At 71.8% G+C, this 24164-nt stretch carries 22 protein-coding genes; 15 read left to right on the forward strand and 7 right to left on the reverse strand.

The features are described from left to right. Nucleotides 1-31 precede the first annotated feature (31 nt). Both ACF1CT_RS25965 and ACF1CT_RS25970 read right to left on the reverse strand, forming a co-directional pair. Entirely contained in the window at nt 32-2416 is a 2385-nt protein-coding gene (locus ACF1CT_RS25965) for a Tex family protein (protein ID WP_391786360.1), read from the reverse strand. 126 nt (nt 2417-2542) lie between these two features. Further along, nucleotides 2543-3406: a hypothetical protein gene (locus tag ACF1CT_RS25970; RefSeq protein WP_391786361.1), complete on the reverse strand. Its 864-nt coding sequence runs from the start codon at nt 3404-3406 to the stop codon at nt 2543-2545. A 134-nt stretch (nt 3407-3540) separates the two neighbouring features. Here ACF1CT_RS25970 and ACF1CT_RS25975 point away from each other — a divergent pair, with 134 nt between their 5' ends. Then, nucleotides 3541-4503: a GlxA family transcriptional regulator gene (locus ACF1CT_RS25975; protein WP_391786362.1), complete on the forward strand. Its 963-nt coding sequence runs from the start codon at nt 3541-3543 to the stop codon at nt 4501-4503. Nucleotides 4504-4606: 103 nt separating this feature from the next. Next, a complete protein-coding gene (locus ACF1CT_RS25980) occupies nt 4607-5242 on the forward strand; it encodes a DJ-1/PfpI family protein (protein WP_391786363.1) in 636 nt (211 codons plus the stop codon). Here ACF1CT_RS25980 and ACF1CT_RS25985 read toward each other — a convergent pair. Continuing rightward, on the reverse strand, nt 5229-6011 hold the full coding sequence (locus ACF1CT_RS25985) for an enoyl-CoA hydratase/isomerase family protein (protein WP_391786364.1): 783 nt from the start codon (nt 6009-6011) through the stop codon (nt 5229-5231). The two genes, ACF1CT_RS25980 and ACF1CT_RS25985, sit on opposite strands and share 14 nt — an antisense overlap. An 80-nt stretch (nt 6012-6091) precedes the next feature. Between ACF1CT_RS25985 and ACF1CT_RS25990 the strand changes: the two genes are divergently transcribed. Both ACF1CT_RS25990 and ACF1CT_RS25995 read left to right on the forward strand, forming a co-directional pair. Beyond that, nucleotides 6092-6724: an HdeD family acid-resistance protein gene (locus ACF1CT_RS25990; protein ID WP_391786365.1), complete on the forward strand. Its 633-nt coding sequence runs from the start codon at nt 6092-6094 to the stop codon at nt 6722-6724. 132 nt (nt 6725-6856) lie between these two features. Further along, nucleotides 6857-7312, forward strand: a complete 456-nt coding sequence (locus ACF1CT_RS25995; RefSeq protein WP_391786366.1) for an ATP-binding protein — start codon at nt 6857-6859, stop codon at nt 7310-7312. A gap of 33 nt (nt 7313-7345) precedes the next feature. On the opposite strand, the gene idi is transcribed toward ACF1CT_RS25995, so the two are convergent. The 4 genes from idi to galE form a co-directional block, all read right to left on the reverse strand. Beyond that, nucleotides 7346-7939, reverse strand: a complete 594-nt coding sequence (gene idi / locus ACF1CT_RS26000) for an isopentenyl-diphosphate Delta-isomerase (protein ID WP_391786367.1) — start codon at nt 7937-7939, stop codon at nt 7346-7348. 152 nt (nt 7940-8091) lie between these two features. Beyond that, entirely contained in the window at nt 8092-9378 is a 1287-nt protein-coding gene (locus ACF1CT_RS26005) for a GNAT family N-acetyltransferase (RefSeq protein ID WP_391786368.1), read from the reverse strand. Between the two features lie 208 nt (nt 9379-9586). Further along, entirely contained in the window at nt 9587-10528 is a 942-nt protein-coding gene (locus ACF1CT_RS26010) for a cation diffusion facilitator family transporter (protein ID WP_391786369.1), read from the reverse strand. A gap of 165 nt (nt 10529-10693) precedes the next feature. Beyond that, entirely contained in the window at nt 10694-11674 is a 981-nt protein-coding gene (gene galE, locus ACF1CT_RS26015) for a UDP-glucose 4-epimerase GalE (RefSeq protein ID WP_391786370.1), read from the reverse strand. 377 nt (nt 11675-12051) lie between these two features. On the opposite strand from galE, the gene ACF1CT_RS26020 reads away from it, so the two are divergent. From ACF1CT_RS26020 to ACF1CT_RS26070, 11 genes are all read left to right on the forward strand, one after another. Next, nucleotides 12052-13827, forward strand: a complete 1776-nt coding sequence (locus ACF1CT_RS26020; RefSeq protein WP_391786425.1) for a DUF5941 domain-containing protein — start codon at nt 12052-12054, stop codon at nt 13825-13827. Continuing rightward, a complete protein-coding gene (locus tag ACF1CT_RS26025) occupies nt 13824-14561 on the forward strand; it encodes a sugar phosphate nucleotidyltransferase (RefSeq protein WP_391786371.1) in 738 nt (245 codons plus the stop codon). Before ACF1CT_RS26020 ends, ACF1CT_RS26025 begins: the two co-directional genes overlap by 4 nt. After that, nucleotides 14549-15610, forward strand: coding sequence for an iron-containing alcohol dehydrogenase family protein (locus tag ACF1CT_RS26030; RefSeq protein ID WP_391786372.1), 1062 nt, complete (start codon nt 14549-14551; stop codon nt 15608-15610). The genes ACF1CT_RS26025 and ACF1CT_RS26030 overlap by 13 nt, the downstream gene beginning before the upstream one ends. Continuing rightward, nucleotides 15588-16367, forward strand: coding sequence for a CDP-alcohol phosphatidyltransferase family protein (locus tag ACF1CT_RS26035; RefSeq protein WP_391786373.1), 780 nt, complete (start codon nt 15588-15590; stop codon nt 16365-16367). The genes ACF1CT_RS26030 and ACF1CT_RS26035 overlap by 23 nt, the downstream gene beginning before the upstream one ends. A gap of 8 nt (nt 16368-16375) precedes the next feature. Further along, nucleotides 16376-17248 (forward strand): glycosyltransferase family 2 protein, encoded by an 873-nt coding sequence (locus ACF1CT_RS26040; RefSeq protein ID WP_391786426.1) that lies wholly within the window; start codon nt 16376-16378, stop codon nt 17246-17248. 119 nt (nt 17249-17367) lie between these two features. After that, a complete protein-coding gene (locus ACF1CT_RS26045; RefSeq protein WP_391786374.1) occupies nt 17368-18297 on the forward strand; it encodes an ABC transporter permease in 930 nt (309 codons plus the stop codon). Further along, a complete protein-coding gene (locus tag ACF1CT_RS26050; RefSeq protein ID WP_391786375.1) occupies nt 18290-19078 on the forward strand; it encodes an ABC transporter ATP-binding protein in 789 nt (262 codons plus the stop codon). Before ACF1CT_RS26045 ends, ACF1CT_RS26050 begins: the two co-directional genes overlap by 8 nt. A gap of 446 nt (nt 19079-19524) precedes the next feature. Then, nucleotides 19525-20445, forward strand: a complete 921-nt coding sequence (gene hpnC / locus ACF1CT_RS26055; protein WP_391786376.1) for a squalene synthase HpnC — start codon at nt 19525-19527, stop codon at nt 20443-20445. Further along, nucleotides 20442-21395: a presqualene diphosphate synthase HpnD gene (gene hpnD, locus ACF1CT_RS26060; RefSeq protein ID WP_391786377.1), complete on the forward strand. Its 954-nt coding sequence runs from the start codon at nt 20442-20444 to the stop codon at nt 21393-21395. Before hpnC ends, hpnD begins: the two co-directional genes overlap by 4 nt. Nucleotides 21396-21498: 103 nt before the next feature. After that, entirely contained in the window at nt 21499-22902 is a 1404-nt protein-coding gene (gene hpnE, locus ACF1CT_RS26065; RefSeq protein ID WP_391786378.1) for a hydroxysqualene dehydroxylase HpnE, read from the forward strand. Next, the gene (locus tag ACF1CT_RS26070; protein WP_391786379.1) at nt 22899-24002 is read left to right on the forward strand and encodes a polyprenyl synthetase family protein; all 1104 of its coding nucleotides are present in this window, start codon (nt 22899-22901) and stop codon (nt 24000-24002) included. The genes hpnE and ACF1CT_RS26070 overlap by 4 nt, the downstream gene beginning before the upstream one ends. Nucleotides 24003-24164 lie beyond the last annotated feature (162 nt).

A 24164-nucleotide genomic window follows, 5' to 3' on the forward strand; every position in this document is an offset into this window, starting at 1 on the left:
GCGGTGGTCCGCACCCCGCCCCGCGCCGATGTCAGCGCTTCCTGCCGCCCCGCTCCGGATCGGTCAGTCCGGCCCGCCGCAGCGCGTCCGCCATCGCGCTGTTCACCGGCGCCGGCGCCGGACGCGCACCGCCACCACGCCGGTCGCGGTCCTGGCCGCCCTGCCGAGGTCGCGGCGGCCTGCCCGCCTGGCCACCCCGCTCGCCGCGCTCCCGCCGGGGCCCGCCGCCCTGGGAGGTCGCCCCCGCCCCGTCGTCCAGCCGCAGCGACAACGAGATCCGCTTGCGCGGGATGTCGACGTCCATGACCTTCACCTTCACGATGTCGCCCGGCTTCACGACATCCCTCGGGTCCTTCACGAACGTGCGGGACATCGCCGACACGTGCACCAGTCCGTCCTGGTGCACCCCGACGTCGACGAACGCGCCGAACGCCGCGACATTGGTGACCACACCCTCCAGCACCATCCCGGCCGCCAGGTCACCGATCTTCTCGACACCCTCCTTGAACGAAGCAGTCCGGAACGCCGGACGCGGGTCGCGGCCCGGCTTCTCCAGTTCCCTCAGGATGTCGCCGACCGTGGGCAGACCGAACTTCTCGTCCACGAAATCGTCGGCGCGCAGCGACCGCAGCACGCCCGTGTTGCCGATCAGCGAGGCCACGTCACCGCCCGTCCGCTTCACCATCGCCCGCACCACCGGATACGCCTCCGGGTGCACGCTCGACGCGTCCAGCGGGTCGTCACCGCGGATGCGCAGGAAGCCCGCGCACTGCTCGTAGGCCTTCGGACCGAGACGCGCCACGTCCTTGAGCGCCCGGCGCGACCGGAAGGGCCCGTTCGCGTCGCGGTGCGCGACGATGTTCTCGGCGAGCCCCGCGCCGATCCCCGAGACCCGTGAGAGCAGCGGCGCCGACGCGGTGTTGACGTCCACCCCGACACCGTTCACGCAGTCCTCGACCACCGCGTCCAGCGAACGGGACAGCTTCACCTCGGACAGGTCGTGCTGGTACTGCCCGACCCCGATCGACTTCGGGTCGATCTTCACCAGCTCCGCGAGCGGGTCCTGGAGACGTCGTGCGATCGACACCGCGCCGCGCAACGACACGTCCATGTCCGGGAGCTCCTGCGAGGCGAAGGCCGAGGCCGAGTACACCGAAGCACCCGCCTCCGACACCATCACCTTGGTGAGCCTCAACTCGGGGTGCTTGTCGACGAGCTCACCGGCGAGCTTGTCCGTCTCGCGGGAAGCCGTGCCGTTGCCGATCGCGATCAGCTCGACGTCATGGGCCTTCGCCAGCCGCTCCAGCTTCGCCAGCGACTGGTCCCACTTGTTCGCGGGCACGTGCGGATGGATGACGTCGGTGGCGACGACCTTGCCGGTCGCGTCGACCACGGCGACCTTCACCCCGGTACGGAAACCGGGGTCGAGCCCCAGCGTGGCGCGCGTCCCGGCCGGCGCGGCGAGCAGCAGATCGCGCAGGTTCGACGCGAAGACCCGTACCGCCTCGTCCTCCGCCGCCGTGCGCAGCCGCAGCCGCAGGTCGATGCCGAGGTGCACCAGGATCCTGGTCCGCCAGGCCCAGCGCACGGTCTCGCCCAGCCACTTGTCGCCCGGACGCCCCCGGTCACTCACCCCGAAGCGCCGGGCGACGATCGCCTCGTACGCCGACGGGCCGGGCGTGTCCGAGGGCTCCTCCGGCTCCAGGACCAGGTCGAGCACGTCCTCCTTCTCGCCCCGCAGCATCGCCAGCACCCGGTGCGAGGGCAGCTCGGTGAACGGTTCGGCGAAATCGAAGTAGTCGGCGAACTTCGCCCCCGCCTCCTCCTTGCCCTCGCGCACCCGGGCTGACAGCCGCCCGCGCGTCCACATGCGCTCGCGCACCTCGCCGATCAGGTCGGCGTCCTCCGAGAACCGCTCGGTCAGAATGGCGCGGGCCCCCTCCAGCGCGGCGGCCGGATCAGCGACGCCCCTCTCCGCGTCCACGAACGCGGCGGCGGCGGCGACCGGCTCCACCGACGGGTCGCCGAGCAGTCCGTCGGCGAGCGGTTCGAGCCCCGCCTCCCGGGCGATCTGCGCCTTCGTGCGCCGCTTGGGCTTGAACGGCAGGTAGATGTCCTCCAGGCGCGCCTTGGTGTCGGCGGCCCGGATCCGCGCCTCCAACGCCTCGTCCAGCTTGCCCTGCTCGCGCACGGAGTCGAGGATCGCCGTCCGGCGGTCCTCCAGCTCCCGCAGATAGCGCAGCCGCTCCTCCAGCGTGCGCAGCTGCGCGTCGTCGAGCATCTCGGTCGCTTCCTTGCGGTAGCGCGCGATGAACGGCACGGTCGACCCGCCGTCGAGCAGCTCGACGGCCGCCTTCACCTGCCGTTCGCGTACGCCGAGTTCCTCGGCGATCCTGCCTTCGATGGACGTCGTCACGGTTCTACCGACTCGCCTTCTCGTACGGGCTGTGCTGACCGGGGCCGGGCCCCGTGGTCTGCATTGTGCCGGGTGGCCGGGCACCGTGTCGCCCGGCCACCCCCTCGCGTCCCGTCGGAGCCGGGCTCAGCCCCTTCCGGTGAGTCCGTCGGGGTACGCGCCCGCCGCTGCCGCCGTCATCAGGAAGCCGCGGCCCAGCTCGGTGAGCCTGGCCACCCCCTCCGCGCCGAGGTGCTGGTACGGCGCCCGGTCCATCCGGTCCGTGGCCTCCTCCAGCTCCGCCCGCAGCGTGACACCGGCCTCGGTCAAATCGCCCGCGCCGTCGAGGAGACCGCGTCCGCGCAGCCGTTCCTCCGCCGCGGCCCAGTCGTCCTGCTCCCAGCCCCGGGTGGTCAGGAGCCAGTGCGGATTCATTCCCTTGCCGGTCGCGCTGTGGCTGACCAGGGCCTCCAGCGGGTCGAGGTCCGCCCTCAGCAGCGCGGCGAGGTGACCGTCGCCGCGGTGCTCGCGCAACAGTGTCCCGGCGTGCCAGTACGCCAGGTGCGGCTCCTCGGGTATCGGGAGATCGGCATGGGCGGCGTAGAGCGGCCGGGCGTGTCGGGTGCAGGCCTCGGTGGCGCGCAGGGCCAGTCCGGCGGCCTCGGCGAGTTCGGCGGAGGCGATGGTCTCCTCGCCCAGCAGGCGCCGCAGCGTGGCGTCGGCGGCGCGCAGCCGGGCGTCCAGGACCGCCTGCGGCGAGGCCGTCGACCATACGGCGGGTACGTGCCGGGCGACCAGGTCGTGGCTGAAGTTGTAGAAGGCCGCGGTGACCGTGCCCGGGCCGACGGCACCGAGAGCCGCCGCGCGGGCGGCGATGTAGACGGTGGTGGGGTCGTCGATGCCGATCTCCCCGAACTCCCTGCCGAGATCGGGGGAGAAATAGATCGTGGAGTGAAGGAGATTGACGGCGTTGTGGCACTGGCGTCCCGCACGCGGCGGCAGAGTACTCATGAAAGTCACGCTACCGACTGGTCGGTACTGCCCGGAACCCCGATCCGCCACCCGGTGGCCCCGGGCGGGCCATGGCGGAAAAGGTGGGATTCTCGTCATTGCGGCCGTCCGCCGCGCCCCGAAGGATGGGGGACATGACGCAACGATCCGTACTCGTCGTCCTGTTCGACGGCGTGCAGAGCCTCGATGTGACCGGCCCGCTGGAGGTCTTCGCCGGGGCCCGCCACCTCCCCGGGGCCGGATACGGACTGCGCACCGCCTCCCCGGACGGGTCCCCGGTCCGCACGAGCAGCGGCCTCCGCCTCATCCCGGACACCTCGCTCGCGGACGCGGAGCCGCCGCACACCCTCCTCGTCCCCGGGGGCCCGGGCACCCGTGCCCCCGCCCCGGAACTCGTCGGCTGGCTCCGCGAGCACGCGCCACGCGCCGAACGCCTCGTCTCGGTGTGCACCGGCGCCCTGCTGCTGGCCGCCGCCGGGCTGCTGGACGGTCACCGGGTGACCACGCACTGGACCGTCTGCGACCACCTCGCGCGCACCCACCCGGCCGTCGAGGTCGACCCGGATCCGATCTTCGTACGGGACGGCAGGCTGGCCACCTCCGCCGGTGTCACCGCAGGCATCGACCTCGCCCTCGCCCTGGTGGAGGAGGACCACGGCCGGGAGGTCGCCCTCGCCATCGCCCGTCACCTCGTGGTCTTCCTGCGCAGACCGGGCAACCAGGCCCAGTTCAGCGCGCAGCTCGTCGCGCAGACCGCCCGGCGCGAGCCGCTGCGCGAGGTCCAGCACTGGATCACCGAGCATCCGGCCGAGAACCTCACCGTCGACGCACTCGCCGCCCGGGCCCGGCTGTCGCCGCGCCACTTCGCCCGTGCCTTCCGGGCCGAGACGGGGCTGACCCCCGGCCGCTACGTCGACCGGGTCCGCCTGGAGCACGCCCGCCGCCTGCTGGAGGACACCACCGACGGTGTCGCCGGTGTCGCGCACGCCTGCGGGTACGGCACCCCGGAGGCCATGCGCCGCGCGTTCCTCAAGGCCCTCGGCACGGCACCCGCCGAGTACCGCCGGCGCTTCCGGCCCGGGTCCGCGGGGAACTGACCGGCGAACCCGGACCACCGCACTCCCGGGCCGCGCTCACCCGGCGCCCGGGCCACGCGCCGACCGGCCCCCGGATGCGCGCCGTCCCACCACAAGGAGCCCCATGCAGATCGCCATCGTCCTCTTCGACCGCTTCACCTCGCTCGACGCCGTCGGCCCCTACGAGATGCTCCAGCAGATCCCCGGCGCAGAGACCGTGTTCGTCGCCGACCGGACCGGGCCCGTGCGCAACGAGAGCGGCGGCCTCGCGCTCGTCGCCGACCGGACGTTCGCCGATGTGCCGGCGCCGGACGTGGTGGTGGTTCCCGGCGGTCCGGGACAGAGCGACCGGATGGACGACGAGACGCTGCTCGGCTGGCTGCGCACGGCCGACGGCACCAGTACCTGGACGACCTCGGTCTGCACCGGATCGCTGCTGCTCGCGGCGGCCGGACTGCTGACCGGCCGCCGTGCCACCTCGCACTGGCTCGCCCTGGACACGCTGCGGGAATTCGGTGCCGAACCGACCGGTGAGCGCGTCGTCCGGGACGGCAAGTACGTCACGGCGGCGGGCGTCTCCGCCGGCATCGACATGGGACTGACCCTGGCCGGACGGATCGCGGGCGACGAGCACGCCATGTCCGTGCAGCTGCTGACCGAGTACGACCCCCGGCCGCCCTACGACGCGGGCTCGCCGGAGAAGGCCCCGGCCGCACTTGTCGAGCGGTTCCGCGCCCGGAGCCGCTTCATCCTCCGCTGACGGCGGCCCGGTCCGGCTCCTCGGGCCAGCCGAAACGCGGCGCTCGCCGCTCCAGGAACGCGGCGACACCCTCCGCGGTGTCGCCGCTGCGCCGTGCCTGCTCCGCCCAGTACGCGTCCCGGTCCCGGCGCCCGTCGGCGAACTCCTTCGCCGCCGCCTGCGTCAGCCGTGAGCGCGCCGTCAGCGTCCGCGTGTACGCGTCCACCCGGGCGTCCAGGCCGCCGACCGGCAGCACCTCGTCCACCAGGCCGGTCCGCAGGGCCCGCGCGGTGTCGATCAGCTCGCCGGAGAAGAGCAGATGCTTCGTGGTGGCGGGCCCGGTCAGTGCCACCAGCCGCCGGGTCGACGACGCCGGGTACACGATCCCGAGCCGGGCCGGGGTGACGCCGAACGACGCTCCCTCCTCGGCGAACCGCAGATCGCAGGCGGCCGCGAGCTGGCTGCCGCCGCCGACGCAGTGGCCGCGGATCGCGGCAAGCGTCGGCCGGGGGAACGCCGCCAGGGCCTCCTCGGCGGCGACGGCGAGCGCCTGCGGATCGGCCGACGGGTCGCGGAGCGAGGAGATGTCCGCCCCCGCGCAGAAGGTGTTCCCGGCGCCCGTCAGCACCAGGACCCGGAGGGTGTCGTCGGCCGCCAGCCGGTCCAGCAGAACGGGCAGCGCGCGCCACATCGCGGCCGTCATCGCGTTGCGTTTGGCCGGATTGCCGATGACGACGGTGGCGACCCCGTCCGCGACCGTGTGCTCCAGCCCGGGTTCCGTGCGTTCCATGCGCCGGATGCTATCCCCATGGTTCGAACCTATGATCAAGAAGGGGTGGCCGTGTACGTACGCACCGTGAGGAGCTCCCCGTGGCCGATCCCGCAGTCGAGGGCCGGAGGCTGAGCCGCAGTTTCGGCCGACTGGTCCTGCTCGGCACCCTGCTCGTCGTGGCCGGCCTGGTCGGCCTCGTCTACACGGGCGTCGCGACACTCACCTCGATGCTCCTCTTCGGCTGGCTGCTGCTGGTCGGAGGCATCGTGGGCCTGCTCCACGCCATCGAGTCGCGCGGCAGCAACTACTTCTGGCTGGCCGTCGTGGTGGCCGCGCTGAACATCGCCGCCGGAGTCGTCGTCATCCGGCATCCGCACGGGACGGCCGAGGCACTGACCATGTTCGCCGCGCTGCTCTTCCTGACCGGTGGGCTGTTCCGGCTGGTCGGCAGCGTCGTCGTACGCGGCCCGCAGTTCGGCTGGACCCTGTTGCAGGGGGCCTTCGGGCTGCTGCTCGGACTGCTGGTGCTCTTCGACTGGCCGCACAGCAGTCTCTACGTGCTCGGCCTCTTCTTCTCGCTGGCACTGCTGTTCGACGGACTCGGGCTGATCGCGATCGGGGTCGGCGGACGCCGTATCGTCTCCCTCGTCTCTGACCGGACGACGACCGGCCCGTCCGGGGAACTCCCCGACGCGTCCACCGGAGGGGACGGGAACCAGTCCAAGAGCTGACCCTCTCGCGCATATTCGATCGGAACTTGTCGATTCGGGGCGACTTTTGATGAGTGGCCCAGTGGGCCGACTACGCCGCGCACCCTGTACTCGACGTGCAGTCACCATCGAGTCGAGAGCGGGTACCCGACTATGGAGAGCCGTGGCAGTGTTCCCGCCCGGCCCGTGTCGTACGAAGGAGTCTGGCGGTTCACGGCTCCGGCCGTGGACGCCTCCGTACCGCGGGCCAGGCACGCCGTACGCGACCTGCTGAACCGTCAGGGCGTGCCGATCGACACCGACATCGCCGAAGGGCTGCTGCTCATCGTCTCCGAGCTGGCCACCAACGCGGTGAAGCACGCCGCGCTGCTCTCACCGGAGCTCGCCGTCGAGGTCGCCGTCGGCGCGGAATGGGTAAGGGTGTCCGTGGAGGACAACCACCCCTACCGGCCGACGGCCCTGGAGACGGATCACGGACAGACCGGCGGTCGCGGACTGCTCCTGGTCCGGGAGATCACCCGGGAGGCGGGCGGGGCCTGTGACGTGCAGCAGACCGCGCGCGGTGGAAAGATCATCTGGGCCGCGCTGCCGCTCTTCGCGCGGCCCTGACCGGCCCCGTCCACCGGGGCCGGCCGCGCGCCGCTACCAGTCGGCGGAGGCCCCGGTCAGTTCCCTGATCGCCGGCCGCGCGGCGTCCAGCACCGTCATGAACCACGCCGAGAACGGCGCCTCGCCGTGCCGCTCGGCGAGTTCGCCGGCCGTCACGAAAGCGGTCTCGCCGACCTCGTCCGGGGCCGGTCGCGGCCGGTCCTGCACCAGGCCCACGAAGAGATGGTTGAACTCCTGCTCCACCAGGCCGGAAGCCGGGTCGGGGTGGTTGTAACGGACCGTGCCCGCCTCGGCCATCAGGGAGGGGGAGACCCCGAGCTCCTCGTGCGTGCGCCGGGCGGCGGCGGCGAAGGGCGCCTCGCCGGGATAGGGATGACCGCAGCAGGTGTTCGACCAGACACCGGGGGAGTGGTACTTGCCGAGCGCGCGCCGCTGGAGCAGCAGGCGGCCCTGCTCGTCGAAGAGGAACACCGAGAAGGCCCGGTGGAGTCGTCCCGGGGGCTGGTGGGCGGCGAGCTTCTCCGCGGTACCGATGGTGGTGCCGTCCTCATCGACCAGTTCGAGCATGATCGCGTCTGCTGTGCCGTTCGACGAGGCGTTCGTCGCGGTGGCTGGTGTGGTCGGCATACCCATCCTTCGCTATGGTCCCGGCCCGGTGCGCCGGTCCCGTCGAGTCCGCTCAAGTCTGCCGCACAAAAGCCGCTTGTCCGCACTTCGGGTCCGGGCATGTCCGTCCCCGGGGCCGCGTCCGGCGCGGCCTTGGGGACGGACACGCGCTGTCACACGCCGAAGGCGGCCGGGTAGTGGATGGTGCCGCTCGGGACCTGCGCCGATTCGTCGAGCACCAGCGCCATCATCGCCCCGTCCGGGACGTCGAAGGCCGGCCGGATCCCGTACCGGGACGCCGGTACGAAGCCGAACCGCGTGTAGTACGCCGGGTCACCGAGCACCAGAACGAGGGACTCGCCGCACAGACGGGCGGCGTCGAGCGCGGCCCGCACCACGGCCCGCCCCGCCCCCTTCCGCTGATGCTCCGGCACCGTCGCCACCGGGGCCAGGGCCAGGGCCGGGGCGTCCCCGACGCGGCACCGGGTCAGCAGCGCGTAGGCCGCGACGCCCCCGTCCGCGCCCGCCCGCGCGACATACCCGAGGCCGGGGAGCCGGGCCGCCGGATCGGCCCGCAGCGCGTCGACGAGATCGGCCTCGGCCGGCGTGGGGAAGGCCGCGGCGTTGACCGCGTGCACGGCCGCCGCGTCCGCGTCCGTCTCCGGCCGGGTCGGCCAGCGGGGATCGGCGGGACGCAGCACGTAGCAGGCGTAGCCGTACTCCGCGCCGTGATCGCGCCGCACTGCCAGTTCCTCACGGCTCGCGGCGATCGCCCGGGCCATGCCGGGGACCGACGCGTCCGCGGCCGCCACCCGCGCGGCGAGCGGGACGTAGTACTCGTCCCAGTCGCTGTCGGGCTGCACCCGCGTCCCGAGGACGTGATAGCCGGCCGCCACCGCCGCCGCGCCGTTCGCCGCCACCGGACGCAGCGAACCCGCCCGTTCCCAGAAGGAACGGGCCTTCGCCGACGGCGTATCGGTCGTCCAGACGCAGTCGCTGACGACGAGGGAACCGCCCGGTGCGAGCAGACGCCGCCAGTCGCGCAGCGCGGTGTCGAAACCGATGAGGTACGCGGACCCCTCGGCCCAGACGAGGTCGAACGACCCGTCCGGGAAGCCGGAGAGGTCGGCCATGTCGGCGCGGACCGTGCGGACGCGGTCGTCGAGCCCGCGGACGCGGGCCGCCTCGCGCAGCTCGGCGAGGAACGGCTCGTGCAGGTCGACGGCGGTCACCTCGGCACCCGCCTCGGCTGCCAGCAGCAGCGAGGCACGGCCCGGCCCGCAGCCCAGATCGAGGACACGCGGCCGTTCCGGCAACGGGCCGGTGAGCCCCAGCAGCCCCCGGGTGGTGGCGTCGGAGCCGGGGCTCTGCCGCGGCAGGCCCTGATGCAGGGAGAAGAACGCCGCGGTACGTGCGGCGTGATCGTCTGGGGTACGAGTGGTGCGGTCGTTGTCGGTCAACGTGGGAAACCCCTGTGAACGAGGGTTCCGGCAGGCAGGCCGAACCGGTACGGACCGGGGGTGCTAGCCGAGAACCCGGGAGATGAGGAAGGACCGGATGCTGCGCCGGACGGGCGCGGTCGCGACGGTCATCAACCTCAGCTCCTCTCTCGACAGGGAAGGCCACTCGCCTCGCCGGACACCCTACACCGCCGTACCGGCCCGGCCTTCAGTGGCAGAGCCCGGCCTCGTGCTCGGCATGGCCGCTCGGCTCCAGCTGGAACGTGCAGTGCTCCACGTCGAAGTGGGTGCCCAGGCACCCCTGGAGTTCGTGGAGGAGCTTCTCGTGACCGATCGAGTCCAGCACGGCCCGGCTCACCACCACATGGGCGGAGAGCACCGGCATCCCCGACGTGATCGTCCAGGCGTGCAGGTCGTGCACGTCCAGCACGCCGGGCAGCGCGGTGATGTGGGCGCGCACCTCACCCATGTCCACACCCTTCGGCGCGGCCTCCAGCAGCACGTTGAGCGTCTCCCTGAGCAGTTTCACGGTCCGGGGGACGATCATCAGGCCGATCACCAGCGAGGCGATCGGGTCGGCGGCCTGCCAGCCGGTGGTCAGGATGATGCTCGCCGAGATCAGCACGGCGATGGAACCGAGGGTGTCCGCGAGCACCTCCAGATAGGCGCCGCGCACATTGAGGCTGTCCCGCTGCCCGCGCATCAGCAGCGACAGCGAGATCATGTTGGCGACCAGGCCGACCAGGGCGAAGGCGATCGTCAGGCCGCCCTTGGTCTCGGCCGGGGTGATGAACCGCCCGATCGCCTCGAAGAGCAGGAAGCCGCCCACGCCGAGCAGCAGCAGACAGTTCGCCAGTGCCGCGAGGATCTCGGCGCGGGCGAAGCCGAAGGTGCGGTTGAGGCCGGCCGGCCAGTTGGCGAAGTGGATCGCCAGCAGCGCCATGCCCAGCCCCAGCGCGTCGGTCGCCATGTGCGCCGCGTCCGCGATCAGGGCGAGCGAGCCGGTGAGGAGCCCGCCGACGATCTCCATCACCGTCACGGTGAGCGTGATGCACAGCGCGATGCGCAATCGCCCCTTGTACGCGGCGGCGGCCGTGCCGGTGGGCGGCGGACCGCCGTGTGTGTGCCCGTGATCGTGCCCTGCCCCCATGGGGACGCCTCCCGGTCGTCTCGCGGACTCGGGCGCGGTCGGCCCGAGCACTGCCAGTGAACTACGGGTGGGGGGTATCGGGCAACACGGTACTGAACACCGTTGTCATTGCCCTGACCTGCGGAAACGTTCACGGGTCAGGGCAATGGGGTGACCACCGGAAGGTCAGTTCGTGCGCGCCTCGGGATGCTGGAGGCACCAGCCCTCCCAGGCGGACGCGACCATGTCGCGCACCCCGCGCCGAGGCGTCCAGCCGAACTCCCGGGACATCCGGGCGGCGGACGCGACGGCCTTCGCGGCGTCACCCGGCCGCCGCGCCTCCACCACGGGCTCCACCTGCCGGCCGGTGATCTCGCCCACCAGATCGGCGAGTTCCCGCACCGAGACGCCCGTGCCGCGGCCGACGTTCACGGTCAGGTCGCCGCCCGCCCGTCCGGCCAGCCTCCGGGCGACGGCGAGGTGCGCGTCGGCGAGATCCGCGACATGGACGTAGTCACGGACGCAGGTGCCGTCGGGCGTCGGGTAGTCGTCACCGAAGATCCTCGGGGCCTCGCCCCGGGTCAGCCGCTCGAAGAACATCGGCACCACGTTGGCGGCGCCCGTGTCCGCCAGCTCCGGCGCCGCCGCCCCGGCCACATTGAAGTAGCGCAGGCAGCCCGTGGACATTCCGTGTGCCCTCCCGGTGGCGCGGACCAGCCACTCCCCGGCGAGCTTCGTCTCGCCGTAGGGGTTGATCGGGAGGCAGGGGGTGTCCTCGGTGATGAGATCCACATCCGGTACGCCGTACACCGCTGCGGAGGACGAGAACAGGAAGCACCCCACCCCGGCGGCGGTGACCGCCTCCAGGAGGACGGTCAGCCCGGCCACGTTCTCCCGGTAGTACAGCAGCGGCTTCTCGACGGACTCGCCCACCTGCTTCTTCGCCGCGAGGTGCACCACACCCGTCACATCGTGTCGCTCCAGCACCCGGTCGAGCAGCGCGCGGTCGCCGCACGAGCCCTTGACCAGCGGCACATCGGCCGGGAGCCGTTCGGTGACGCCGCCCGACAGGTCGTCGAGGACCACCACCCGCTCACCGGCACCCCTCATGGACCGCACCACGTGTGCGCCGATGTATCCCGCCCCACCTGTGATCAGCCATGTCATACGGGTCAGCCTAGGCTGTGCTCCCGGAGCGCCGTCCCTGGCCCGGGGCGGCGGACCGGCCGTGCCCCCCCCGGTCCGATCCGGGCGGAAAGGCCCGGGAAGGACCGGGGCGTCGCCACCGCGTTTTGTCAGGTGAGGCGGGGATCGACGATGATGATCGCGGACGGCGCGGCGCGATGCCGGTCCGTCCCGAACAGAGCGCGAACGGGCAGTGAACTCCCGCTTCCGCTCATCCGATAGCCTCTGCCGACGTGCCGCCGGCCCGCCCCCGGGCCGCACTGTCGCGCGCCGACCACGTCAGCACCAAGGAGTGAGTTCGTCTGTCGACCGCCATTCTCACCGGTGCTCCGGTACCCGGATCATCGCTCCCCGACGATCTGCGGTCGCTGGGCTTCGACGTACAGGTCGCCGCCGATGTGACCGAGGCCGCACGGCTTCTCTCCGCCGTCCCGGCCGACCGCCGCGTCGCACTGGTCGATCCCCGCTTCGTCGGCCACGTCCATGCCCTCCGGCTCGGACTGACCGACCCGCGCTTCCCCGCCGCCGCCGTGCCCGGAGCGCTCACCGCACAGCCCGGGGCCCGGCCCGCGCTCGTCCGGGCCCTGGACACCACGACAACCGCCGTCGGCGCCGGCGTCCCCGCGACGCCGGGCACCATCGAGCCGGCCGCCGCCGACCGCACCGTGCCCGGCCGGCTCGCCGCGGTCATGGACGCCGAGGGCAGCCCCGTGCAGCGTCCCGAGCTCGGTTCGCTGATCGCGGCGGTGCCGACCGACGCCCCCGCGCGCGCGGCGGCGGAGCGCGACCTCGCGGCGGTCGACGACGAGGCGGTGCGGCTGCGCAGCGCGGTGAAGGCCCACGACGGCTTCTTCACCACGTTCTTCATCAGTCCGTACTCCCGTTACATCGCGCGCTGGTGCGCCCGGCGCGGCCTCACGCCGAACCAGGTCACCACCGCGTCCCTGCTGACCGCGCTGATCGCGGCCGGCAGCGCCGCGACCGGCACCCGCGGGGGCTTCGTCGCCGCGGGCGTGCTGCTGCTCCTCTCCTTCGTGCTGGACTGCACCGACGGGCAGCTCGCCCGCTACTCGCTGCAGTACTCGACACTGGGCGCCTGGCTGGACGCCACCTTCGACCGGGCCAAGGAATACGCGTACTACGCGGGCCTGGCCCTCGGCGCCGCCCGGGGCGGGGACGACGTCTGGGTGCTCGCCCTGGGCGCCATGGTGCTCCAGGCGTGCCGACACGTCATCGACTTCTCGTTCAACGAGGCCAACCACGACGCCGTGGCGAATTCGAGCCCCACGGCCGCACTCTCCAGCAGGCTCGACAGCGTCGGCTGGACGGTCTGGCTGCGCCGGATGATAGTGCTGCCGATCGGTGAGCGCTGGGCGATGATCGCGGTGCTCACCGCGGTGACCACCCCCCGGATCGTCTTCTACGCCCTGCTCGTCGGCTGCTCCTTCGCGGCCTGCTACACCACCGCCGGACGGCTGCTGCGCTCGCTGACCCGCAAGGCCCAGCGCACCGACCGCGCGGCCCGGGCCCTCGCCGATCTCGCCGACTCCGGTCCGGTCGCCGAGGCCGTCGCCGCGTTCGGGCCACGCCTCGGCGGCAGCTGGAGCGCCCCGGTCACGGCCCTGCTCGCCGGAGTGCTCATGATCGCCTCCGCGCTCTCGCAGCCCTTCGGCAGCTGGCACACCATCCTCACGGCGGTGGTCTACGCGATGTTCTCCGGCATGGCCGTCTCGCGCCCCCTCACGGGCGCGCTGGACTGGCTCGTGCCCCCGATATTCAGGGCGGCCGAGTACTGCACCGTCCTGATCCTCGCCGCCCGCAGCGATGTCCCCGGAGCCCTTCCGGCGGCGTTCGGGCTGGTCTCGGCCGTCGCCTACCATCACTACGACACGGTGTACCGCATTCGCGGGGGCACCGGTGCGCCGCCCCGGTGGCTGGTACGCACGATCGGCGGGCACGAGGGTCGCACCCTGGTGGTGACCGTGCTCGCCGCCGTACTCACCCGGCACGCGGCGTTCACCGTGGCACTCACCGCGTTCGCGGTGGCCGTGGCCGTGGTGGTGCTCGTGGAGTCCATCCGCTTCTGGGTGTCCTCCGGAGCACCCGCCGTTCACGACGAAGGAGAACCCGCATGATCGGCCTCGTACTGGCAGCCGGTGCCGGACGGCGACTGCGCCCCTACACCGACACGCTCCCGAAGGCCCTCGTGCCTGTCGACGGCGAGAAGACCGTCCTGGACCTCACGCTGGCGAACTTCGCGGAGATCGGCCTCACCGAGGTCGCCGTCGTGGTCGGCTACCGCAAGGAGGCCGTGTACGCCCGCAAGGCCGAGTTCGAGGCGACGTACGGCGTCACCCTCACCCTGATCGACAACGACAAGGCCGAGGAGTGGAACAACGCCTACTCCCTGTGGTGCGCCCGTGACGTCCTGACGCGCGGTGTCATCCTCGCCAACGGCGACACCGTCCACCCGGTCTCCGTCGAGAGGAAGCTCCTGGACGCCCGCGGCGAGGGGCGGCGGATCATCCTCGCGCTGGACACGGTGAAGAACCTCGCCGACGAGGAGATGAAGGTCGTCGCCGAGGACGGCAAGGGCGTGCGGCGCATCACCAAGCTGATGGATCCGGCCGCCGCGACCGGTGAGTACATCGGCGTCACCCTCATCGAGCCGGAGGCCGCGGCCGACCTCGCCGACGCCCTGAGGACGACCTTCGAGCGCGACCCGGACCTCTACTACGAGGACGGCTACCAGGAGCTCGTGAACCGCGGCTTCACCATCGACGTGGCACCCATCGGCGAGGTGGCGTGGGTCGAGATCGACAATCACGACGACCTCGCGAAGGGCCGTGGGATCGCGTGCCAGTACTGACCCGGCTCATCCCGTCCCCGGTCGTCGTCGACATCAGCCGGGGCGCCCTGGACGGACTGGCCGGCCTCCTCGCCGACCAGCGGATCTCCGCGTCCGGCAAGCTCGCCGTCGCGATCAGCGACGGGTCGGGGCGCGCCCTGCGCGAGCGGCTGGCCCCGGCGCTGCCCGGCGCCCACTGGTACCCGGTCGCCGACGGCACCCTCGACTCGGCGGTCAAGCTCGCCGACGACATCAAGGGCAACCGGTACGACGCCGTGGTCGGCCTCGGCGGCGGCAAGATCGTCGACGTGGCCAAGTACGCCGCCGCCCGCGTCGGGCTGCCGATGGTGGCGGTGGCGACGAACCTCGCCCACGACGGACTCTGCTCGCCGGTCGCGACCCTGGACAACGACAACGGCCGGGGCTCCTACGGTGTCCCCACCCCGATCGCCGTCGTCATCGACCTCGACGTCGTCCGCCGGGCCCCGGCCCGCTTCGTGCGCTCCGGCATCGGCGACGCCGTCTCCAACATCTCCTGCGTGGCCGACTGGGAACTGGCCCACGAGGTCAGGGGCGAGGAGATCGACGGACTGGCCGCGGCCATGGCCCGGCAGGCCGGCGAGGCCGTGCTGCGCCACCCCGGCGGCATCGGCGACGACGGCTTCCTCAAGGTGCTTGCCGAGGGCCTCGTGATGACCGGCATCTCCATGTCGGTGGCAGGCGACTCCCGGCCCGCCTCGGGCGCCTGCCACGAGATCAACCACGCCTTCGACCTGCTCCACCCCAAGCGTGCCGCCAGCCACGGCGAGCAGGTCGGCCTCGGCGCCTGCTTCGCCATGCACCTGCGCGGCGCCCGCGAGGAGTCGCTGCTCATGGTGGCCACCCTGCGGCGCCACGGTCTGCCCGTCCTGCCCGAAGAGATCGGTTTCACCACCGACGAGTTCGTCCAGGCCGTCGACTACGCCCCGCAGACCCGCCCGGGGCGCTTCACGATCCTCGAACACCTCAACCTGTCCACCGACCAGATCAGGGACGCGTACGCCGACTATGCAAAAGCCATCCATAGCTGAACTCCGCCCGGTCGTGCACCCCCCGGGCGTGAAGGACCGGCGCAGTGGTGAGCACTGGGCGGGTCGGCTCTACATGCGCGAGATCTCCCTGCGGGTGGACCGGCACCTGGTCAACACCAGGATCACGCCCAACCAGCTCACCTATGTGATGACCGTCGCGGGTGTGCTCGCCGCGCCGGCCCTGCTGGTGCCCGGTATCCCGGGGGCGCTGCTCGGCGTGCTCATGGTCCAGCTCTACCTGCTGCTCGACTGCGTCGACGGCGAGGTGGCCCGCTGGAAGAAGCAGTTCTCGCTGGGCGGGGTCTACCTGGACCGGGTCGGCGCCTACCTCTGCGACGCGGCCGTGCTCGTCGGCTTCGGCCTGCGCGCCGCCGACCTGTGGGGTTCCGGGCGCATCGACTGGCTGTGGGCCTTCCTGGGCACGCTCGCGGCCCTCGGCGCCATCCTCATCAAGGCCGAGACGGACCTCGTCGGCGTGGCACGCCACCAGGGCGGACTGCCGCCGGTCAAGGAGGCGGCCTCCGAGCCGCGCTCGTCCGGCATGGCGCTCGCCCGCCGCGCCGCCGCCGCGCTCAAGTTCCACCGGCTGATCCTCGGCGTCGAGGCGTCGCTGGTCATCCTGGTGGCGGCGGTCCTGGACACGGTCAGGGACGACCTGTTCTTCAGCCGTCTCATGGTCGCGGTCCTGGCCGGCATCGCACTGCTGCAGACCCTGCTGCACCTCGTGTCGATCCTCGTGTCGAGCAGACTGAAGTGAGCACCTCCATGAAACTCGGCGCGGTCATCATCACGATGGGCAATCGTCCCGCGGAACTGCGCGCCCTCCTCGATTCGGTCGCCGGGCAGAAGGGCGACCGGATCGAGGTGGTGGTCGTCGGCAACGGCGCCCCCGTACCGGACGTCCCCGCGGGGGTGCGCACCGTGGAACTGCCCGAGAACCTGGGCATCCCCGGTGGCCGCAACGTCGGGATCGAGGCGTTCGGCCCGTCCGGCACCGACGTGGACGCACTGCTCTTCCTCGACGACGACGGCCTGCTGCCGCTCTCCGACACGGCCGAGCTGTGCCGGCAGGCGTTCGAGGCCGACCCCGCGCTCGGCATCATCAGTTTCCGCATCGCCGACCCGGACACCGGCGTCACCCAGCGCCGCCACGTACCGCGGCTGCGCGCCTCCGATCCACTGCGCTCCTCGCGGGTGACCACCTTCCTCGGCGGCGCCAACGCGGTGCGCACCAAGGTCATCTCCGAGGTCGGGCCGCTGCCCGGCCAGTTCTTCTACGCGCACGAGGAGACCGACCTGGCCTGGCGGGCGCTGGACGCGGGCTGGATGATCGACTACCGAGCCGACATGGTCCTCAGCCACCCGACGACCGCCCCGTCGCGGCACGCGGTCTACCACCGCATGGTGGCCCGCAACCGGGTGTGGCTCGCCCGACGGAACCTGCCCGCGCCGCTGGTCCCCGTGTATCTCGGGGTGTGGCTGCTGCTGACCCTGCTGCGCAAGCCCTCCGGCCCGGCCCTGAAGGCGTGGTTCGGGGGCTTCCGGGAGGGCTGGTCCACGCCGTGCGGCACCCGTCGTCCGATGAAATGGCGGACGGTGTGGCGGCTGACCAGGCTCGGCCGACCTCCTGTGATCTGAGAGTCTCTTCTCTGAGAGCATGGGACGTGCCTCCTCTGCATCACCCCTTCCACGGGACCTGTCCGCTCCGAGCCGCGCCCGCGACCGGCCGCGCATCTTGAATACGAGAGTTTCATCTGGTGAGTGACACAACCCACGATGGTGCGGTCGCACTGAGCACCGCACGATCCGTCGACGAGGGCCTGAGCCCGGCCGAGAAGGCCGCCAAGTACGGCCTGACGGTGAGCGGCGCCCGGCCAGGGCTCTTCGAGTACATCCGTCAGCTCTGGGGCCGGCGCCACTTCATCATGGCGTTCTCCCGGGCGAAGCTGACCGCCCAGTACAGCCAGGCGAAGCTGGGGCAGCTGTGGCAGGTGGCCACCCCGCTGCTCAACGCCGCGGTCTACTTCCTGATCTTCGGGCTGATCCTGGGGACCAGGAAGGGAATGACCCAGGACGTCTTCATCCCGTTCCTGGTGACGGGTGTCTTCGTGTTCACCTTCACCCAGAGTTCGGTGATGGCGGGGGTGCGGGCCATCTCCGGCAACCTGGGGCTGGTCCGGGCCCTGCACTTCCCGCGTGCCTCGCTGCCGATCTCGTTCTCCCTCCAGCAGCTCCAGCAGCTGCTGTACTCGATGATCGTGCTCGCGATCGTGGCCGTCGTGTTCGGCAGCTACCCGGGACTGTCCTGGTTGCTGATCTTCCCGGCGCTGGCCATGCAGTTCGTCTTCAACACCGGACTGGCGCTGATCATGGCCAGGCTGGGCAGCAAGACCCCCGACCTCGCCCAGCTGATGCCGTTCGTCATGCGGACCTGGATGTACGCGTCGGGCGTCATGTTCTCCATCCCGGTGATGCTCAAGGACAAGCCGGCCTGGATCGCCGACGTGCTCCAGTACAACCCGGCGGCCATCTACATGGACCTGATGCGCTTCGCGCTGATCGACGGCTACGGTTCCGAGAACCTTCCGGCGCACGTCTGGGTGATCGGGCTGGCCTGGGCGGTTCTCATCGGCGTGGTGGGTTTCGTGTACTTCTGGAAGGCAGAGGAACGGTACGGCCGTGGCTGAGGACAACACTTCGGGGCGCGTCCCCACCGTCATCGCCGACGACGTGCACATCGTCTACCGCGTCAACGGCGGCGGCGGAGGAGGCAGGGGAAGCGCCACCGCGGCGCTGAGCCGGATACTGCGCCGCGGCAAGGGCGAGGCGCGCGGGGTGCGGAAGGTCCACGCGGTGCGCGGCGTCTCGTTCACCGCGTACCGAGGCGAGGCGATCGGCCTCATCGGGACCAACGGCTCCGGCAAGTCGACCCTGCTCCGAGCCATCGCCGGCCTGCTCCCCACCGAGAGCGGCAAGGTGTACACGGACGGGCAGCCGTCGCTGCTGGGCGTGAACGCGGCGCTGATGGGCGATCTGACCGGGGAGCGCAACGTGGTGCTCGGCGGCCTCGCGATGGGCATGTCGCGCGAGGAGATCCGCGAGCGCTACCAGGACATCGTCGACTTCTCCGGCATCAACGAGAAGGGCGACTTCATCACGCTGCCGATGCGGACGTACTCCTCCGGCATGGGAGCCCGGCTGCGGTTCTCGATCGCGGCCGCGAAGAACCACGACGTCCTCATGATCGACGAGGCGCTGGCCACCGGCGACCGCAAGTTCCAGATCCGCTCCGAGCAGCGCATCAGGGAACTGCGCAAGGAGGCGGGCACGGTCTTCCTGGTCAGCCACAGCAACAAGTCCATCAGGGACACCTGTGACCGGGTGCTGTGGCTGGAGAAGGGCGAACTGCTGATGGACGGTCCGGCGGACGAGGTCCTCAAGGCGTACGAGCGCGAGACCGGCAAATAGCCCGTCCCCGGGTCGTACGACACCGGCGCGGCCTCCGCGGGAGTCTTCCGGCGGGGGCCGCGCCGGTGCGCGGACGGCCGCCCGTTCGTTGCGCCCTGCACGCCCGGCGGTATGCGCGGGGCAAGATCTCCTCCCGTCGGATGACGTCAATCCTCCTGGGCGCGGGGAAGGTTGACGGGGCGGCGCACGCTGCCGGACGGGGCGCGATACCCCGCGGTATCGATGAGCGTTGTACAACGTAAGCTGTACCGGTGCTGATTCGTTGCAAGTGGGGCGATACCGCCTGGTCGTACGGCCCGCGGGCGTGCTCCGCACTCGGCAGGGCGGGCGGCGTGTCCGGAATGGGATGTTTTGGGTCAGCAGTGTAGAACGGGAGATGTGACGGCAATGACGGAAAATCTCCAGCTCCGAGGTGCCCACGCCGTCCCAGTACCGGGTGGTCAGTGGTGACCCCCTTCCCGCAGGCGCGGCCCGACGCGGCAGTGCCGGCCACCCTCGACAAGGCCGCGGACGAGAATTTTCCCGTGGCCCCCTTCTTCCTGCCGCGAGCCTGGCGGGACGACCTGATGGCCGTCTACGGCTACGCCCGTCTCGTCGACGACATCGGCGACGGCGATCTCGCGCCGGGCGGCGCGGACGCCCGCCACCTGGGCCTCGACCCCGAGCGCACCGGCGACCGGCTCGCCATGCTCGACGCCTTCGAGGCCGATCTGCACCGGGTCTTCGCCACCGCGGGCGACGGTCCGCGTCACCCCCTGCTGCGGGCGCTGCGCCCCACCGTGCGACGCCGCGCGCTCACCCCCGAGCCCTTTCTCGGCCTGATCGAGGCGAACCGCCAGGACCAGAAGGTTCGCCGCTACGGGACGTACGGAGAACTCGCCGCCTACTGCGAGCTCTCGGCCAACCCCGTGGGCCGACTGGTCCTGCAGATCACCGGGACCGCCACCCCGGAGCGCGTGCGCCGCTCCGACGCCGTCTGCACGGCCCTCCAGATCGTCGAACACCTCCAGGACGTCACGGAGGACCTCGGCCGCGACCGGATCTACCTGCCCGCGGACGACATGGCCCGGTTCCACGTCCGTGAATCCGACCTCGCCGCCCCTTCGGGGGGCGCGGCGGTGCGTTCACTGGTCGCGTACGAAGCAGAACGCGCGCGGGAACTGCTGAATGAAGGCGCCCCCCTGGTGGGTAGCGTCCACGGCAGGCTCAGACTGCTTCTCGCCGGATTCGTGGGTGGGGGGCGCGCCGCCCTCGCCTCGATCGCGGCCGCCGGGTTCGACGTACTGCCCGGTCCCCCCAAGCCCACCAGGCCGGGCCTGCTGCGCGAAGTGGGAGTTGTTTTGCGAAAAGCGCGTAGAGAGGGGTGAGCCGGACCGTGGAGGGACAGACGACGTACGTGTCGGCACCGGTACAGGCCGCATACAGGTACTGCGAGGCGGTCACCGGACAGCAGGCGCGTAACTTCGCCTACGGCATCAGGCTGCTGCCTGCCGAGAAGCGGCAGGCCATGTCGGCGCTGTACGCCTTCTCCCGCCGTGTCGACGACATCGGTGACGGTGGGCTGGCACCGGAGACCAAGCGCGAGCGCCTGGAGAGCACCCGCACGGTCCTGGACCGGATCCGTGACGGTGCGGTCGACGAGGACGACACCGATCCGGTGGCCGTCGCGCTCGCCGACGCCGCGCGGAGATTCCCGCTCCCGCTCGGCGGGCTCGACGAGCTCATCGACGGCGTGCTGATGGACGTACGCGGCGCGACGTACGAGACCTGGGACGACCTGAAGGTCTACTGCCGCTGTGTCGCCGGCGCCGTCGGCCGCCTCAGCCTGGGCATCTTCGGCACTCAGCCGGGCGCCCCCGGCGCCGACCGGGCCGCGGAGTACGCCGACACGCTGGGGCTCGCGCTCCAGCTGACGAACATCCTGCGCGACGTCCGCGAGGACGCGGGCAACGGGCGCACCTACCTGCCCGCCGACGACCTCGCCAAGTTCGGCTGTTCGGCCGGGTTCCACCGGGCCACCCCGCCCCCCGGAGCCGATTTCGCCGGACTCGTCCACTTCGAGGTGCGGCGGGCCCGCACACTGTTCGCCGAGGGATACCGGCTGCTGCCGATGCTGGACCGGCGCAGCGGCGCCTGTGTCGCGGCGATGGCGGGCATCTACCGGAGGCTGCTCGACCGGATCGAGCGCGACCCCGAGGCGGTGCTGCGCGGCCGGGTCTCGCTGCCCGGCCACGAGAAGGCGTACGTCGCGGTCCGCGGCCTCTCCGGTCTCGACACCCGGCACATCTCCCGGCGGACGGCCAGGAGGCGTGTCTGATGCGCCGCACGGACATCTCGCGCACCATGTGCATCACGGACACGTGTTTTGATCAGCGGTCAACCTCATGGCGTACTGACGCGTCCTTGATCGAAGTGACCCGATGGAAGGAGGGCGCGTGACGGACGACGCCCTGCGTACCTCCCGCGCGGTGGTGATCGGCGGCGGACTCGCCGGTGTCACCGCGGCGCTGCGTCTCGCGGACGCCGGAGTTGACGTGACCCTGCTGGAAGGGCGGCCCCGGCTCGGCGGACTCGCCTTCTCCTTCCGGCGCGGCGAACTGACGGTCGACAACGGACAGCATGTCTACCTGCGTTGCTGCACCGCCTACCGCTGGTTCCTGGACCGCGTCGGCGGAACGAGTCTGGCGCCCCTGCAAGACCGTTTGGACGTGCCCGTTCTGGACGTCGGCCGCCCCGCGGGGCCCAGGCTGGGACGGCTGCGGCGCAACGCGCTCCCGGTTCCGTTCCACCTCGCGGCCGGACTCGCCGGCTACCCGCACCTCTCGCTCGCCGAGCGTGCGAGCGTCTCACGCGCCGCACTCGCGCTGGGCCGCCTGGACCCGGACGACCCCGCACTCGACACCGTCGACTTCGGCAGTTGGCTGTCCCGGCACGGCCAGTCGGCGCGCACGATCGAGGCCCTCTGGGACCTTGTCGGTGTCGCCACCCTCAACGCCACCGCGCCGAACGCCTCGCTGGCCCTCGCCGCGAAGGTCTTCAGGACCGGGCTCCTCTCCGAGCCCGGCGCCGCCGACATCGGCTGGGCGGGCGTCCCCCTCGGCGAGATCCACGACACGCTGGCCCGTACGGCGCTGGACACCGCCGGGGTGCGCACCGAACTGCGGACCAGGGCGACCTCGCTCACCCGCGCGGAGCAGGGCGGATGGACCGTCGGCACCCGGGGCGAACGGATCGACGCCGACACCGTCGTCCTCGCCGTCCCGCAGCGCGAGACCCACGACCTGCTGCCCGCGGGTGCGCTCGACGCCCCGGAGCGGCTGCTCGACATCGGTACCTCGCCGATTCTCAATGTGCACGTCGTCTACGACCGCAAGGTGCTGCGGCGCCCGTTCTTCGCCGCGCTCGGTTCCCCGGTCCAGTGGGTCTTCGACCGCACGGAGGCCTCGGGGCTCACCGGCCCGGGGCAGTACCTCGCGGTGTCCCAGTCCGACGCGGGCGAGGAGATCGACCTCCCCGTCGCCGAACTGCGCAAGCGTTACCTGCCCGAGCTGGAACGGCTGCTCCCTGCCGCCCGCACCGCCGGGATCAGGGATTTCTTCGTGACCCGGGAACGCACGGCGACCTTCGCCCCCGCCCCCGGCGTCGGCCGACTGCGGCCCGGGGCCCGTACCCGGGCCGAGGGTCTCGCCCTGGCCGGGGCGTGGACGGCCACCGGCTGGCCCGCGACGATGGAGGGCGCCGTCCGCAGCGGGTTCAGCGCCGCGGACGTCGCGCTGAGCGCGCTGGGCCGCTCCCATGAACATCCGCTGCAGGAGGCGGCATGAGCAGTACCACCGGAACAAGAGGAGAGTCAGTGACCCCGGCGAATCCGGCTTTCGACACCGTGGCCGACACCACGGACGTCACCGCGCTTCTGGAACGCGGTCGGGCCCTTTCCACGCCGGTGCTCCGGGCCGCTGTGAACCGGCTCGCACCGCCCATGGACACCGTCGCCGCCTACCACTTCGGGTGGATCGACGCCCAGGGACGGCCCGCGGACGGCGACGGCGGCAAGGCCGTCCGACCCGCGCTGGCCCTGCTGTCCGCGGAGGCGGCGGGTGCCGTCCCCGAGGCGGGCATCCCCGGCGCCGTGGCCGTCGAGCTCGTGCACAACTTCTCGTTGCTGCACGACGACCTGATGGACGGCGACGAACAGCGTCGCCACCGCGACACCGTCTGGAAACTGCACGGCCCCGCCCAGGCGATCCTGGTCGGGGACGCGCTCTTCGCGCTCGCCAACGAGATCCTGCTGGAACTCGGCACCGTCGAGGCGGGCCGGGCGGCCCGCCGGCTGACGGTCGCCACCCGCAAGCTCATCGACGGGCAGGCCCAGGACATCTCCTACGAGCACCGCGAGCGGGTCACCGTCGAGGAGTGCCTGGAGATGGAGGGCAACAAGACCGGCGCCCTGCTCGCCTGCGCCTGCTCCATCGGTGCGGTCCTCGGCGGTGCCGACGACCGCACCGCCGACACCCTGGAGGCGTACGGCTACCACCTCGGCCTCGCCTTCCAGGCCGTGGACGACCTGCTCGGCATCTGGGGCGACCCCGAGTCCACCGGCAAGCAGACCTGGAGCGATCTGCGCCAGCGCAAGAAGTCGTTGCCGGTCGTCGCCGCGCTCGCCGCGGGCGGAAAGGCCTCGGAGCGGCTCGGCGAGCTGCTCGCCGCCGATGCCAGGAGCAGCGATTTCGACAGCTTCTCCGAAGAGGAGTTCGCCGCTCGCGCGGCGCTCATCGAGGAGGCGGGCGGCCGTGAGTGGACCGCCCAGGAAGCCCGTCGACAGCACGCGGTCGCCATCGAGGCGCTGCACCGCGTCGACATGCCGCAGACCGTGCGGGCGCAGCTCACGGCGCTCGCGGACTTCGTCGTCGTACGAAAGAGATGATCGCCATCTGGTCCATATGACTCGCAGTCGCCGGCCGGCGCCCCCCCGGGGCGCCCGCCCCCCGCGACCCCCCCACAACACAGGAAACACAGCACCAAAGGGGAACCAATACACCCACCACCCACCGAAACACCCCGGCCCGGTAATAACCGTCAACCCCCG

The sequence above is a fragment of the Streptomyces sp. NPDC014734 genome (assembly GCF_043083325.1).
Lineage (GTDB): Bacteria > Actinomycetota > Actinomycetes > Streptomycetales > Streptomycetaceae > Streptomyces.

Excerpts from the sequence above, each read along its gene's own strand:
- ACF1CT_RS25970 (WP_391786361.1), bottom strand. The coding sequence starts at position 3,406 with ATGAGTACTCTGCCGCCGCGTGCGGGACGCCAGTGCCACAACGCCGTC.
- ACF1CT_RS25975 (WP_391786362.1), top strand. The coding sequence starts at position 3,541 with ATGACGCAACGATCCGTACTCGTCGTCCTGTTCGACGGCGTGCAGAGC.
- ACF1CT_RS25980 (WP_391786363.1), top strand. The coding sequence starts at position 4,607 with ATGCAGATCGCCATCGTCCTCTTCGACCGCTTCACCTCGCTCGACGCC.
- ACF1CT_RS25985 (WP_391786364.1), bottom strand. The coding sequence starts at position 6,011 with ATGGAACGCACGGAACCCGGGCTGGAGCACACGGTCGCGGACGGGGTC.
- ACF1CT_RS25995 (WP_391786366.1), top strand. The coding sequence starts at position 6,857 with ATGGAGAGCCGTGGCAGTGTTCCCGCCCGGCCCGTGTCGTACGAAGGA.
- idi (WP_391786367.1), bottom strand. The coding sequence starts at position 7,939 with ATGCCGACCACACCAGCCACCGCGACGAACGCCTCGTCGAACGGCACA.
- ACF1CT_RS26010 (WP_391786369.1), bottom strand. The coding sequence starts at position 10,528 with ATGGGGGCAGGGCACGATCACGGGCACACACACGGCGGTCCGCCGCCC.
- galE (WP_391786370.1), bottom strand. The coding sequence starts at position 11,674 with ATGACATGGCTGATCACAGGTGGGGCGGGATACATCGGCGCACACGTG.
- ACF1CT_RS26025 (WP_391786371.1), top strand. The coding sequence starts at position 13,824 with ATGATCGGCCTCGTACTGGCAGCCGGTGCCGGACGGCGACTGCGCCCC.
- ACF1CT_RS26035 (WP_391786373.1), top strand. The coding sequence starts at position 15,588 with ATGCAAAAGCCATCCATAGCTGAACTCCGCCCGGTCGTGCACCCCCCG.
- ACF1CT_RS26040 (WP_391786426.1), top strand. The coding sequence starts at position 16,376 with ATGAAACTCGGCGCGGTCATCATCACGATGGGCAATCGTCCCGCGGAA.
- hpnE (WP_391786378.1), top strand. The coding sequence starts at position 21,499 with ATGGAAGGAGGGCGCGTGACGGACGACGCCCTGCGTACCTCCCGCGCG.
- ACF1CT_RS26070 (WP_391786379.1), top strand. The coding sequence starts at position 22,899 with ATGAGCAGTACCACCGGAACAAGAGGAGAGTCAGTGACCCCGGCGAAT.